The sequence below is a fragment of the Arthrobacter sp. D1-17 genome (assembly GCF_054130535.1).
Genome location: NZ_CP096382.1, coordinates 2,160,774 through 2,173,980, shown reverse-complemented (window position 1 = coordinate 2,173,980; position 13,207 = coordinate 2,160,774). Strand labels below are relative to the sequence as shown.

Annotated in this window: 11 protein-coding genes and 1 pseudogene; 7 read left to right on the top strand and 5 right to left on the bottom strand. The window is 63.5% G+C overall.

The features are described from left to right. Nucleotides 1-46 precede the first annotated feature (46 nt). From M1E01_RS10185 to M1E01_RS10175, 3 genes and pseudogenes are all read left to right on the top strand, one after another. On the top strand, nt 47-580 hold the full coding sequence (locus M1E01_RS10185) for an HAD domain-containing protein (RefSeq protein ID WP_457971500.1): 534 nt from the start codon (nt 47-49) through the stop codon (nt 578-580). Continuing rightward, nucleotides 580-729 (top strand): annotated as a pseudogene (locus tag M1E01_RS10180) (inorganic phosphate transporter); the annotation flags it as partial. The gene M1E01_RS10185 and the pseudogene M1E01_RS10180, both read left to right, overlap by 1 nt. Before the next feature lie 94 nt (nt 730-823). Beyond that, a complete protein-coding gene (locus M1E01_RS10175) occupies nt 824-1,381 on the top strand; it encodes a dihydrofolate reductase family protein (protein WP_457971499.1) in 558 nt (185 codons plus the stop codon). Between the two features lie 6 nt (nt 1,382-1,387). Here the strand turns inward: M1E01_RS10175 and M1E01_RS10170 are convergent, their stop codons facing one another. Next, on the bottom strand, nt 1,388-1,924 hold the full coding sequence (locus M1E01_RS10170) for a hotdog fold thioesterase (RefSeq protein ID WP_457971498.1): 537 nt from the start codon (nt 1,922-1,924) through the stop codon (nt 1,388-1,390). Between the two features lie 178 nt (nt 1,925-2,102). Here M1E01_RS10170 and polA point away from each other — a divergent pair, with 178 nt between their 5' ends. The 3 genes from polA to rpsA all read left to right on the top strand — a co-directional run bounded on the left by polA (nt 2,103) and on the right by rpsA (nt 7,866). Next, the gene (polA, locus tag M1E01_RS10165) at nt 2,103-4,742 is read left to right on the top strand and encodes a DNA polymerase I (RefSeq protein ID WP_457974931.1); all 2,640 of its coding nucleotides are present in this window, start codon (nt 2,103-2,105) and stop codon (nt 4,740-4,742) included. Between the two features lie 79 nt (nt 4,743-4,821). After that, on the top strand, nt 4,822-6,126 hold the full coding sequence (locus M1E01_RS10160; protein WP_457971497.1) for a GNAT family N-acetyltransferase: 1,305 nt from the start codon (nt 4,822-4,824) through the stop codon (nt 6,124-6,126). 264 nt (nt 6,127-6,390) lie between these two features. Further along, a complete protein-coding gene (gene rpsA / locus M1E01_RS10155; protein WP_457971496.1) occupies nt 6,391-7,866 on the top strand; it encodes a 30S ribosomal protein S1 in 1,476 nt (491 codons plus the stop codon). Nucleotides 7,867-7,957: 91 nt separating this feature from the next. Here rpsA and M1E01_RS10150 read toward each other — a convergent pair whose 3' ends face one another. From M1E01_RS10150 to ctaC, 4 genes are all read right to left on the bottom strand, one after another. Then, entirely contained in the window at nt 7,958-8,524 is a 567-nt protein-coding gene (locus M1E01_RS10150) for a type 1 glutamine amidotransferase domain-containing protein (RefSeq protein WP_457971495.1), read from the bottom strand. A gap of 200 nt (nt 8,525-8,724) precedes the next feature. Beyond that, on the bottom strand, nt 8,725-9,177 hold the full coding sequence (locus tag M1E01_RS10145; protein WP_457971494.1) for a transferase: 453 nt from the start codon (nt 9,175-9,177) through the stop codon (nt 8,725-8,727). A 161-nt stretch (nt 9,178-9,338) separates the two neighbouring features. Further along, complete coding sequence (gene ctaD / locus M1E01_RS10140; protein WP_457971493.1) at nt 9,339-11,099, bottom strand: aa3-type cytochrome oxidase subunit I; 1,761 nt, start codon at nt 11,097-11,099, stop codon at nt 9,339-9,341. After that, complete coding sequence (gene ctaC / locus M1E01_RS10135; protein ID WP_457971492.1) at nt 11,096-11,989, bottom strand: aa3-type cytochrome oxidase subunit II; 894 nt, start codon at nt 11,987-11,989, stop codon at nt 11,096-11,098. The genes ctaD and ctaC overlap by 4 nt, the downstream gene beginning before the upstream one ends. A 282-nt stretch (nt 11,990-12,271) precedes the next feature. On the opposite strand from ctaC, the gene M1E01_RS10130 reads away from it, so the two are divergent. Continuing rightward, nucleotides 12,272-13,201: a metallophosphoesterase gene (locus M1E01_RS10130; RefSeq protein ID WP_457971491.1), complete on the top strand. Its 930-nt coding sequence runs from the start codon at nt 12,272-12,274 to the stop codon at nt 13,199-13,201. The last annotated feature ends 6 nt before the right edge of the window (nt 13,202-13,207 follow it).

The window sequence follows — 13,207 nt, the reverse complement described above, 5'->3', positions numbered from 1 at the left end:
GGGCCACGCGAGTGATCCGTAGCCTTGCCCGCAGGAGGGACCGACCATGACCAGTGCCGAGGGAACGGACACAGCACCGAGAGTCTCCCTCTACCTCGACGTGGACGGCGTGGTCTGCCCGTTCGGAGCGGCGGACAACACTCCGTGGGGCTCGGCTTGGAGCTACGCGTTCGCCGGAATGCTTGAGGTGGCCTATGCACCGGAGCTCGTGGAGGCGCTGAACGGACTCGCCCAGGTTCCCGGCCTGCGGTGCGTCTGGCTGACCAGCTGGGAGAACCTGGCGCCGCAGGTCCTGTGCCCGGCCTCCGGCATCCATGGGACAGGATGGCCAGTGCTGACAGCCGCCGGTGCAGGCAGCGGACGGGACTGGTGGAAGCTCGAAGCCCTGCAGGCAGACCTTGAAGCATCCGGCACGGAGCGGATTATCTGGGCCGACGACCAGCTGGCCTTCGAGCGCCAGGCCCAGGCTTGGGCCAGGATCATCGGCGGACGCGCGCTGCTCATCTCACCCGATCCGAGAAGGGGCCTGACTCCTTTAGACCTGGAGGCCATCCGGGCCTTCGCGGAGCAGCAGGTTTGATCACCTCCCGGCACCATCCGGAAACGGGCAGCAAGCTGACGCAGAGGCGCGGGGCTTCCGCACCGGCCAGATCTTCGCTTTCCAGCCTGGTGGCTCTGGCTCAAGGCACCAACGACGCCCAGAAAACCATGGGCACCATCACTCTGGTGTCTTCGGGCTGTACCTGATCATTCCCTACTTCAGCGGCTAGCGGCCCGGCCTCGCCTCTGGGAACAGCCGGCAGGAGTGGCTAGGCTAGGGCCCATGTCAAGTGTCCAGTACTACGTGGCGTCCTCCCTCGACGGATTCATCGCCACGACCGATGATGACCTTGCCTGGCTGCTGCAGTTCGACGGCTTCGAAGGTGGAAAAGAAAGCTACGACACCTTCATGGCCGGCGTGGGCTGCATCGTCATGGGCGGGAGCACCTATCAATGGCTCATGGACCACGAGCCGGGAAACTGGCCGTACACCGGTACCCCCTGCTGGGTCTTCACCCACCACGAATTCACCGCCCCGCCGGGTGCCGACGTCACCTTCGTCCGCGGTGACGTCAGCGAGTTCGCAGACGACTTCACCAGGGACGCCGCAGGGAAAAACGTCTGGGTGGTCGGAGGCGGTGAACTGGCCGCCCAGTTCGCCGACGCCGACCTGCTGGACGAGCTCATCGTCTCGATCATCCCCATCGTGCTCGGGCAGGGGAAGCGGCTGCTGCCGCTGAAGGGCCCGACGCCGCCACTCGAGTTGGCGGACTCCCGCACCCAAGGACGGGGGATCGTGGAGTTGCGGTACCGTTTCGCGGGAACGCGCGGCAACCCGTAAGGCGGGCTACCTGCCGATATCCCGGATCAGGTTGGTAATGCGGGCAGTCGAGAGCCTGCGGCCCTGCTCATCAGTCATCACGATCTCGTGGGTGGTGAGCGTCCGCCCCAGATGGACTGCTGTGCACGTTCCCGTGACGGTGCCTGACGTGACCGCGCGGTGGTGCGTCGCGCCCACTTCGATGCCCAGCGCCTGACGGCCCGGCCCGGCGTGCATCCCCGCGGCGAAGGATCCGAGCGTCTCGGCCAGCACCACATGGGCGCCGCCGTGGAGAATGCCGGCCACTTGCGTGTTCCCTTCAACGGGCATCGTCGCCACCGTCCGCTCCGGACTCATCTCCAGGAACCGGATTCCCATCTTCACCACCAGGGCACCGATGCCGTACCCGGCAAGCCAGTCGTGCAGGTGCTCCGGCACCCCCGCGGCAAACAGCTCCTCCCTGAACTGCATGTCGACGGCGGTGCCGGCCTCGTTATCGGCGTGCCCCTCGACGGCGGATCCGGCGTCCCCGGCAGGTTGGCCGGGCGTGAAATTGTCCATCATGGCAACTAGGCTGGCACCTGTGAGTGAAACAACCAAACCGGCCCCTTTCCCGTCTTCAACCGAAACTCTTCAGGACATCGCGGTGTCATCGCCTGCCGGCCCGTCGGTGTCGGCCACCGAGGCCCCGGTGATTCCCCTGACGGACCAGCCCCGGCTGCTGGTGCTGGACGGACACTCCATGGCATTCCGGGCTTTCTTCGCCCTCCCGGCCGACAAGTTCTCAACCGCCAGGGGCCAGCACACCAACGCGATCCATGGCTTCACCTCCATGCTGATCAACCTCATCAAGGAACAGAAGCCCACGCACATCGCTGTGGCCTTCGACGTCTCGGACGACACCACTCACCGCAAAGCCGAGTACAGCGAGTACAAGGGCGGCCGCAACGAGACTCCCCGTGAAATGAGCGGGCAGATCGACCTCATCGACAAGGTGATGGGTGCCTGGGGCATCAAAACCATCAAAATGCCCGGCTACGAGGCGGACGACATCCTGGCCACGCTGGCCGCCATGGGCGAAAAGGCCGGCTATGAAGTCCTGCTCGTCTCGGGCGACCGCGACGCCTTCCAGCTCATCACTGACAACGTCTTCGTGCTGTACCCCAGGAAGGGCGTCAGCGATATCCCGCGGATGGATGCCGCCGCCGTCGAGGAAAAGTACTTCGTCTCGCCGGAGCGCTACTCGGACCTCGCAGCGCTGGTGGGAGAGACCGCGGACAACCTCCCCGGAGTTCCCGGCGTGGGCCCCAAGACCGCCGCCAAGTGGATCAACCTCTACGGCGGCCTGGAAGGCGTGCTGGAAAACCTCGACGCCATCGGCGGGAAGGTGGGCGAAGCGCTCCGCGCCAACGTCGACGCTGTCAAGCGAAACCGCAAGCTGAACAGGCTCCACACCGACCTTGACCTGCCGGTGACGCTGGATGAACTGGCGGATCCGCAGCCGGACCGTGAGGCTCTGGAGGCGCTGTTTGATGACCTTGAATTTAAGACCATCCGCGCCCGGCTCTTTGAGCTGTACGCCGGCGAGGTCCCGGAAGCAGAACGCAAGACCCTTGAGAGCCGGGACTTCGCAACGCTGCAGGACGCGGACGCGCTCCGGGCTTTCCTTCAGGCAGGGACAGGACAGCGGTCCGCCCTTGCCGTGGATGTGCTGCCCGGCCGGATCGGCGAGGACGCTGATGCCGTCGCAATCGTGCGGGAAGACGCCGCCGCTTACGTCGACCTCACGGCTCTGGATGCCGATGCCGAGAAAGTGCTGGTGCAGTGGCTCCGGGATAAGGGGGCGCCGAAGGTCATGCACGGTTATAAGGCAGGCCTGAAGGCGCTGACCAACCGCGGGCTTGGCCTGGAGGGCGTGGTGGATGACACTGCCATCTCCGGCTACCTCATCGAACCGGACCGCCGCACGTACGAACTCGCGGAGCTGGCCCAGCACCACCTGAACGTCCATGTGTCACCGGAGGCCGCCAAGGCCGGCCAGCTGGAGCTGGCGTTCGACGACGACGCTGCCGCCGCCTCGGGGGCGCTGGTTCAGGTCGCCGCCGTCGTCCATCAACTGAGCCGGTTTTTCGCGTCGGAACTGCAGGAACGCAAGGCAGAGGAGCTACTGGCAACGCTGGAGCTGCCCGTGAGCAGGGTCCTGGCGGACATGGAGCGGACCGGCATCGCCGTCTCCATGGAACTGATGGACGAGCAGTTGGCGGATCTGGCCAGGGTGATCGATGACGCCCAGGAGCGCGCGTATGCCGCCATCGGCCATGAGGTAAACCTCGGTTCGCCGAAGCAGTTGCAGACCGTCCTGTTCGATGAACTGCAGCTGCCGAAAACCAAAAAGATCAAGTCCGGCTACACCACGGACGCGGCCTCGCTGAAGAACCTGCTGGAGAAGACCGGGCACGAGTTCCTGGTCCAGCTCATGGCGCACCGCGAATCGGCCAAGCTGCGGCAAATGGTGGAGACGCTCAAGAAGTCCGTGGCTGAGGACGGCCGGATCCATACCACGTACGCCCAGAACGTCGCGGCCACGGGGCGCATTTCGTCCAACAACCCCAACCTGCAGAACATCCCCATCCGCAGTGAGGAAGGCCGGCGGGTCCGCGGCATCTTCGTGGTCAGTGACGGATACGAATGCCTGCTGTCCGCTGACTACTCGCAGATCGAAATGCGCATCATGGCGCACCTCTCCGGAGACGCCGGGCTGATTGAAGCCTACCGGCAGGGCGAGGACCTCCACCGGTTCGTGGGCTCGTCCATCTTCCACGTGCCGCCTGCTGAAGTCACGAGCGCGATGCGCTCCAAGGTCAAGGCAATGTCCTACGGCCTGGCCTACGGGTTGACCTCCTTCGGGCTGTCCAAGCAGCTGGAAATCTCGGTTGACGAGGCCAGGACGCTGATGAAGAACTACTTCGACCGCTTCGGCGCGGTCCGTGATTACCTCCGGGGAGTGGTAGACCAGGCCCGGATCGACGGGTACACGTCCACCATCGAAGGCCGGCGCCGCTACCTCCCGGACCTCACCAGCACCAACCGGCAGCTCCGGGAGAACGCCGAGCGCATCGCCTTGAACTCACCGATCCAGGGATCGGCGGCGGACATCATCAAGCGCGCCATGCTGGGCGTGCACTCTGAACTCGCCGCCCAGGGTCTGAAGTCGCGCATGCTGCTGCAGGTGCACGACGAACTCGTCCTCGAGGTTGCCGCAGGCGAGCGAGAGGCTGTCGAGAAGCTTGTCACGGAGCAGATGGGGGCAGCGGCGCAGCTGACCGTGCCCCTGGAAGTGCAGATCGGCGTCGGAGACAGCTGGTACGACGCCGGGCACTAAAAGGCGCGGCCAGAAAAAGACCCGGCCACTAAAGAAACGGCACCGGAACCAGCAGCGCATAACCATGGGGGAGACGGACGTGCCAGATACGCAGGAACCTGACCGGTACGTGGTGAGGCGGTTCCGGGCCACGCAGAACGGCGGCGCCGACTACGAATCCGGCGCCGCCTGGATGCGGGCCGTGGGACTCGGTTTCCATGACAGCAGCCGCAATGACGCGTTCACCCGCAAGCTCATGGACATGTACCGCGTGGATGAACGCGAACTGACCGGTGTCTATCAGGCCGCGGACGTGCCACCGTATTCCCTCGGCATAGAGGTCCCGGTGGCCACGTTCGCGACGCTCCGCAAGGACCTCAACGTCGGCTACGGCCGGCGGCTTCCGGCGCAGCTCGTTACCTCCGTCACAGTGCGCGGCACGCACCGCAGGCGGGGCCTGCTGCGCCGGATGATGACGGAGGATCTGGCAGCCGCCCGGGCCAACGGTCTGGCTGTCGCGGCGCTCACCGCTTCGGAGGGGTCGATCTACGGCCGGTTCGGCTTCGGCGTGGCGACGTTCGAGCGCAGCATCAAGGTGGACACCGGACCGAGATTCCGTCTCCGCCACACGGCAACCGGAACCGTGGAGATTGCGGACCGGAAGGTTCTCCTGGACCTGGCGCCACGCGTGTTCGGGCGGGTCCACCGGCTGACGCCAGGGTCCATCCTGCGGCAGGAGGCCTACCGCCAGACCGTGTCCGGGACATGCGGCCGTGACGGCAGCGAGGATGAGGCCATCCGTTGCGCCCTGCACTATGACGCTGACGGCACGGTTGACGGTTACGTTTCCTACAAGTTTGCCGGGTGGGACAGCAAGCCCTACACGATTGAGCTGGTGGATCTTGTGGCGGCCACCGATTCCGCATACCTCGAGCTCTGGCAGTTCCTGGGAAACATCGACCTGACCGAGCGGGTCAGCTGGGCCGACGCTCCCGTAGACGATCCGCTCCCATGGGTGCTGGAGGACCCGAGGTGCATCGAGTCCTCGGACCAGCGCGACATGCTCTGGCTGCGGATCCTGGACAGCGGTACAGCCCTCGCGGCGCGCCGTTATTCAAAGGACGGTGTTCTGACGCTGAAGGTCACCGACGCCCTGGGCATGGCCAACGGCACCTGGGTCATCGAGGTCAGCGGCGGGGACGCCCGCGTGACACCGGCACCGGCCGGCATGAGGCCGGAGCTGTCCCTGGACGTCGGGGAGCTAGGCTCCATCTACCTCGGCGGCGTCTGTCCGGTGACACTGGCCTCGGCTGGCAGGATTGCCGAGCACGTGCAGGGGGCGGCGCTGAAAGCGCGTCTCATGTTCGCCGTCGAACGGCCGCCGCACTGCCTGACCCACTTCTAACGGTGTATCTGGCGGTGTAACCAGGACAGCCGCTCGACAAACGACGTCGGCAAACAAGGCCGCAACGCGGCCGCAGCGCTTTGACCGCCGTTCCCGCAAGCGACTAGACTAAACGGGCGTGTACTACGTGCACACATCACTAATCCACAAATCAGGATGACCCGGCAGGTTATTGCGATCTGCCGTACGTTGCGCCTGCGTTCCATAACGCAGGGGCGATGGTCTGCCTGACCGACTAACTATCCACAACGGAGCCCCTACTACATGACCATCACCTCCACCGAGAAGCCCGGTACCCCCGTAGTCGCGATTAACGACATCGGTACCGCTGAGGACTTCCTCGCAGCAGTCGACGCCACCATCAAGTACTTCAACGACGGAGACCTCGTCGAAGGTACCGTCGTCAAGGTCGACCGCGACGAAGTTCTGCTCGACATCGGTTACAAGACCGAAGGTGTCATCCCCTCCCGCGAGCTTTCCATTAAGCACGACGTTGACCCCGGAGACGTCGTCTCCGTTGGCGATCAGGTCGAAGCCCTGGTGCTCACCAAGGAAGACAAAGAAGGCCGCCTGATCCTCTCCAAGAAGCGTGCTCAGTACGAGCGTGCCTGGGGCGACATCGAGAAGGTCAAGGAAGAAGACGGTGTTGTCACCGGTACCGTCATCGAGGTTGTCAAGGGTGGTCTTATCCTCGACATCGGTCTGCGCGGCTTCCTGCCGGCGTCCCTCGTCGAGATGCGCCGCGTGCGCGACCTGGCTCCGTACATCGGTCAGCAGATCGAAGCCAAGATCATCGAGCTGGACAAGAACCGCAACAACGTTGTGCTGTCCCGCCGTGCATGGCTCGAGCAGACCCAGTCCGAGGTCCGCTCCACCTTCCTCAACAAGCTGGAAAAGGGCCAGGTCCGTCCCGGCGTTGTTTCCTCCATCGTCAACTTCGGTGCCTTCGTGGACCTGGGCGGCGTAGACGGCCTCGTCCACGTTTCCGAGCTCTCCTGGAAGCACATCGACCACCCGTCCGAGGTTGTCGAAGTTGGCCAGGAAGTCACCGTCGAGGTCCTCGAGGTCGACCTGGACCGCGAGCGCGTCTCCCTGTCGCTCAAGGCTACGCAGGAAGACCCGTGGCAGACCTTCGCCCGCACCCACGCCCTCGGCCAGGTTGTCCCGGGTAAGGTCACCAAGCTCGTTCCGTTCGGTGCGTTCGTCCGCGTCGAAGACGGCATCGAAGGCCTGGTCCACATCTCCGAGCTCGCTGTCCGCCACGTTGAGCTGGCCGAGCAGGTTGTCTCCGTTGGCGACGAGCTGTTCGTCAAGGTCATCGACATCGACCTCGAGCGCCGCCGCATCTCCCTCTCCCTCAAGCAGGCCAACGAGGGCGTCGACGCCGACAGCACCGAATTCGACCCGGCACTCTACGGCATGGCTGCCGAGTACGACGAAGAGGGCAACTACAAGTACCCGGAGGGCTTCGACCCGGAGTCCAACGAGTGGCTTGAAGGCTACGAGGCTCAGCGCGCCGCCTGGGAGCAGCAGTACGCTGACGCCCAGACCCGCTGGGAAGCCCACAAGAAGCAGGTTGCCCAGCACGCCGCTGATGACGCTGCAGCTGCAACGTCCGGTGAAAGTGACTCCGGTACCACGAGCTACTCCTCCGAGCCGGCTGCGACCGAAACCGGTGCAGGCACGCTTGCTTCGGACGAGGCTCTTGCCGCACTGCGCGAGAAGCTGACCGGCAACTAATTGCCGCAAGGCTAAATTGCCAACATAAAAGGTGGCCGTCCCCGAAAGGGGGCGGCCACCTTTTTGGTGTTCCAATGCCAGGCCGGGAGTGTCAGGTCGTCTGCCCGGCGTGCTCGCCTTCCGCGATTTCCTCCAGTACCTTCTCGTTGAAGGCCGGGAGATCGCCCGGCTTCCGGCTGGTCACGAGGCCCTGGTCCACCACCACCTGCTCATCCGTCCAGTTCGCGCCGGCGTTCTTCAGGTCGGTCGCGAGCGTGTGGTACGACGTGAGGTTCCGGCCCCTGACTACGCCTGCGTCAATGAGCAGCCACGGGCCGTGGCAGATCGCGGCCACCGGCTTGTGCTGCTCGAAGAAGCTCCTGGCGAAGTTCTGGGCGTCCTTGTTCACGCGCAGGTGGTCGGCGTTCACCACACCCCCGGGAATCACCAGCGCGTGAAAGTCCGAGGCATTGGCGTCTGCGAGAGTCAGGTCGACGTCGAAAGTCTCACCCTTGCCCACGCCTTCGAAACCCTGGAGCTTGCCGCTCTTCGGTGCAACCAGGACGGGTTCCCCGCCGGCGTTTTTGACGGCGTCCCAAGGGCTGGTCAGTTCAACCTGCTCAACGCCGTCCGTCAGCAGGAAGGCGACCCTCTTGCCGGTAATATTGTGCTCTGACATGTCTCCTCCTTTTGCCTGTGAATGAACGCCTTACAATGTCCACCCTAGGAAACGTGAAAGTCCTCAGCAAGCTGATGATGGTGTGGATGAACGGACCCCGCGCCCAGAAAGTCTGCGACTCCCTGGCCCGTGACACATTCCGCTGGAGGGACACGCTGATGCTCCTTCATCCTGGGCAACAGCTGCGGATGAGGTTCCAGCTATGCGGCGCTGAGCCTGGACTTTTCATGGTGATGCTGCTTGCGTGCCGCAGGGCGTGGGGCTCTCCTGGCAGCTGGCGGGATGACGGCGTCTTCGGGGACGATTGTGTCTGGTTCGATGCGAACGCAGTCACCGAGCCGCGCCCGGGCTCCGATGCGTGAGTGGCTGCCGATGCGGACACGGTCGCCTATTACCGCTTCAGGGCCGACGTATACGGCATCTCCGATGATTACCTGGTGCCCGATCCGTGCTTTCCGGTCGATCCAGCTGCCAGCTCCTATGCGGCATCCGGAATCGATCTGGCTGCCTGGCTCCACATAGGCTGTGGACTGTATGAATGATGTTGGGCCTACTTTGGCGCCCCGGCCGATGAGGCCACCGCCGTTGGGATGCCGGCGATATGTGAGGACGTTGCCGTGATCGTCCTCAACGTATTCTGTTGTGCTGTGCATTCCCTTCCTTTCTCACGGGGCGACGTGTGGGTCCTGGCGACCTAAATCACACTCATGGTATTAACGTCTCTTCCGGCCCTGACATTCCATCCAGCCACGCGGCGGCGGGCTATTTCCGATCGTCCTTGTCCATCAGGCTCCAGTCGGGCTAGGCCAATGGCCTATTTGTCGGGGCTGGGGTCCCGGACGTCTCGGGATCCGATGTCCGCTGCTCCGAGTATGTCTGCGGCAGGGGTGTGGCTGGGCTCGTGTTCCCGCGTCCTGATTTCGGGGTGGTGGAGATCCAGGGCCGGGCGTTCTGAGCGGATCCTGGGCAGGGAGGTAAAGTTGTGGCGGGGTGGTGGGCAGGAGGTGGCCCATTCCAGGGAGGCACCGAAGCCCCAGGGGTCGTCGACTGTTACTTTCTTGCCCTTGCGCCAAGTGAGGAAGACGTTCAGGAGGAACGGGACCAGGGACACGCCCAGCAAATAGGAGCCGATGGTTGAGAACTGGTTCATAGGCGTGAAATTGTCCTCCGGCAGGTAGTCGGCGTACCGGCGGGGCATCCCCAGCACTCCGAGCCAGTGGTGGATCAGGAAGGTTGCGTGGAAGCCCAGGAACAGCGACCAGAAGTGGATCTTGCCGAGGCGTTCGTCAAGCATGGTCCCGGTCCATTTCGGCCACCAGAAGTAGAAGCCGGCGAACATCGCGAACACGACCGTGCCGAAGACGACGTAGTGGAAGTGGGCGACGACGAAGTAGGAGTCGGTGACGTGGAAGTCGAGTGGCGGTGAAGCCAGGATGATGCCGGTGAGGCCGCCGAAGAGGAACGTGATGAGGAAGCCGATGCTCCACAGCATCGGGGTCTCGAACGTCAGCGAACCCCGCCACATGGTGCCGATCCAGTTGAAGAACTTCACGCCGGTGGGAACCGCGATGAGCATCGTCGTGAAGGCGAAGAAGGGCAGCAGCACCGCACCTGTGGCGTACATGTGGTGCGCCCAGACCGTGACCGACAGGGCGCCGATGGCCATGGTGGCATAGACGATCCCCTTGTAGCCGAACAACGGCTTGCGGCTGAAGACGGGGAAAATCTCGGACACGATCCCAAAGAACGGCAGCGCGATGATGTACACCTCCGGGTGGCCGAAGAACCAAAACAGGTGCTGCCACAGGATGGCGCCCCCGTTGGCCGGGTCGAAGATGTGGGCGCCGAACTTCCGGTCGGCGCCGAGGGCGAACAGGGCCGCGGCCAGCGGCGGGAAGGCCATGATCACCAAGACTGCCGTCACGAGAGTGTTCCAGGTGAAGATCGGCATCCGCCACATGGTCATGCCGGGGGCGCGCATGCAGATGATGGTGGTGATGAAGTTGACCGCACCAAGGATCGTGCCGAAGCCGGACAAGGCCAGGCCGAAGACCCACAGGTCACCGCCCAATCCGGGAGTGAAGGTGGTGTTGGACAGGGGCGTGTAGGCGAACCAGCCGAAGGAGGCGGCCCCTTGCGGGGTGATGAAGCCGGACATCGCGATGGTGGAGCCGAAGAGGAAGAACCAGAACGCGAGGGCATTCAGCCGCGGGAATGCAACGTCAGGGGCGCCGATCTGCAGCGGCATGATCACATTCGCGAACCCGGCGAAGAGCGGGGTGGCGAACATCAGCAGCATCACAGTGCCGTGCATGGTGAACAGCTGGTTGTACTGTTCTTTGGTCTGCAGGATCTGCATGCCGGGTTCGAAGAGCTCGGCCCGGATGGCCAGGGCCATGATCCCGCCGAGGATGAAAAAGACGAATGAAGCGATCATGTACATGTAGCCGATGGTCTTATGGTCCGTGGAGGTGATCCACGCGACCACAATGCTGCCCTTGCGCCGTGGACTGACAGCCGGAGCGGCTGTAGCAGCGAGACCTGATTCGGGTGTTGTTGCTGGGGTGGTGGTCATTTGTTCCCTGCCTGCTGTTGCGCGGGTTCCAGCGCCGGACGGCCCGGTGCCCTGTCAAATTCATCTCCGCGGATGCCAACGTTCCCGCGGTCCCGCAACTCCCTGATGTGGTCGGCGTACTCCTGTTCGGAGACGACTTTGACCCGGAAGAGCATCTCAGAGTGGTATTCACCGCAGAGCTCGGCGCACTTCCCGTCGAAATCTCCAACACGGCCCGGCGTGATGTTGATGTACCTGTTGAGCTGGCTGGCACCCGGGTAAAGGTCGCGTTTTTGCAGAAACGCGGGCACCCAGAACGAGTGCTGAACGTCCCGCGAGTTTAGTTGCAGCTCCACCTTCTTGCCCACCGGCACGTGCAGTACGGGCACCCGTTCCCGGAAGCCCACCTCACCGGTCTGATGGGTCTGTTCACCGGGGTCTTCATGCACGTCCTCCTTGACGTAATTGAAGTCCCAAGACCACTGCTTGCCCCGGACATCAATAACAACGTCAGGATCGGGGTATCTGGCATCAATAGCCGTCTGCTCCCGGTCAGTAAAGATAAAGAAGACACCGACCACCATCAGCGGAATGGAGAGGTAAAAGACCTCCAGGGGCAGGTTATAGCTCAACTGGTGAGGGAGTCCGACCGTCTTTTTCCGGCGACGGTACGCCAGCATGCACCACAGAATAAGAGCCCAGGTGATGACCCCGATGACCAAGGCAGCGATCCAGGAGTTAACCCAGAGATCCATGATCCGGGGCGTGTGCTCGGTGGTGTTCCGCTCGGTAGGAAGCCATCCGCGCTGGACTTCCGCAGAGCAGCCGGACAAGCCCAGCACCACAAGGACGGCGCCCGCGGAACGGAGTAACCCGGCCCAACTGCCTGTAAATCTTGACTTCTTGTGCATCAGAGGATCCTCCGGACGGCGCCGAAGGCCCTCCTGCACGAGCCGAGATACCAAGGGTACTTAGCAATGTGGGTCCCTGGGAAGAGGATTCGCTAGCAACTTCGCTTTCGACTTGGGCACAACGGCTGGGCCCGGTCTCCGCCAAGGAAAAAAATTTCTGTAGCCAGAAGGAAGTAAGTGTGCTTATGATGTGCTTCCCTTTCGGCGGTATGAAGAATCCGTCCGAGGTTCTTCCGTCCCGGTCATCCAGCCCTGGCGTTGGCAGGGACCAACCGAGAGGTCATGATGCCTTCTGTCGACGCACAGCACCCGCGGCCGGATCATTTTCTGCTCCATGTCAGCGACACGCATCTGGTGGGCGAAGGCCTGCTGTACGGCGAGGTCGATGCAGAGGCCCGTCTGGCTGACGTCTTCGCAGCGATACGCGCGTCCGGCCTGAGCCCGGAAGCGTTCATCTTCACCGGTGATCTCGCCGACAAGGGAGAACCGGAAGCCTACCGTAAGCTGCGGAAGGCGGCGGAGGCTGCTGCTGCCTCGGCACAGGCGCAGCTGATCTGGGTGATGGGGAACCATGATGACCGCCGGCACGTCCGCGCTCTGCTGCTCGACGAGGATCCTGATGAAGCCCCGCTGGACCGGCGATACGACCTGGGCGGTCTGCGGGTGCTGGTCCTGGACTCATCCGTTCCCGGATTCCACCACGGGGAAGTGAGCGAAGAACAGCTGCACTGGCTCGCGAGCGAACTGCAGTCACCAGCCCAAGACGGGACCCTGCTGGTCCTCCATCATCCACCCATTCCTTCCCTGCAGGACCTGGCGGTAGTGACGGAACTGCGGAACCAGGATGGCCTGGCCCGCGTCGTAGCGAACACTGACATCATCGCCATCCTCGCCGGACATCTGCATTTTTCCGTCTCGTCAACTTTTGCGAACGTGCCGGTTTCCGTGGCCTCTTCGACCTGCTATACCCAGGACCTGGTCGTTCCGGACGGCGGAGTCCAGGGCCGGGACGGTGCCCAGACATTCAATCTCGTGCACCTGCATGGCCGGACGGTTGTGAATTCCGTCGTGACTCTTGGCTCCTTCCCGCCCGTTGGTGCGTACGTCTCGGCAGAAGAAACGCGCCGGCGGCTTTCCGTGGCAGGGATCCGCATAGCGGACGCCCGCGGACATCCACGGGGATCACTAGCCCAATCCGGAAACAGTCGATAGTGGAGG

Excerpts from the sequence above, each read along its gene's own strand:
- rpsA (WP_457971496.1), top strand. The coding sequence starts at position 6,391 with ATGACCATCACCTCCACCGAGAAGCCCGGTACCCCCGTAGTCGCGATT.
- M1E01_RS10150 (WP_457971495.1), bottom strand. The coding sequence starts at position 8,524 with ATGTCAGAGCACAATATTACCGGCAAGAGGGTCGCCTTCCTGCTGACG.
- M1E01_RS10145 (WP_457971494.1), bottom strand. The coding sequence starts at position 9,177 with ATGCACAGCACAACAGAATACGTTGAGGACGATCACGGCAACGTCCTC.
- M1E01_RS10175 (WP_457971499.1), top strand. The coding sequence starts at position 824 with ATGTCAAGTGTCCAGTACTACGTGGCGTCCTCCCTCGACGGATTCATC.
- ctaD (WP_457971493.1), bottom strand. The coding sequence starts at position 11,099 with ATGACCACCACCCCAGCAACAACACCCGAATCAGGTCTCGCTGCTACA.
- M1E01_RS10130 (WP_457971491.1), top strand. The coding sequence starts at position 12,272 with ATGATGCCTTCTGTCGACGCACAGCACCCGCGGCCGGATCATTTTCTG.
- M1E01_RS10170 (WP_457971498.1), bottom strand. The coding sequence starts at position 1,924 with ATGATGGACAATTTCACGCCCGGCCAACCTGCCGGGGACGCCGGATCC.
- M1E01_RS10185 (WP_457971500.1), top strand. The coding sequence starts at position 47 with ATGACCAGTGCCGAGGGAACGGACACAGCACCGAGAGTCTCCCTCTAC.
- ctaC (WP_457971492.1), bottom strand. The coding sequence starts at position 11,989 with ATGCACAAGAAGTCAAGATTTACAGGCAGTTGGGCCGGGTTACTCCGT.
- polA (WP_457974931.1), top strand. The coding sequence starts at position 2,103 with ATGGCATTCCGGGCTTTCTTCGCCCTCCCGGCCGACAAGTTCTCAACC.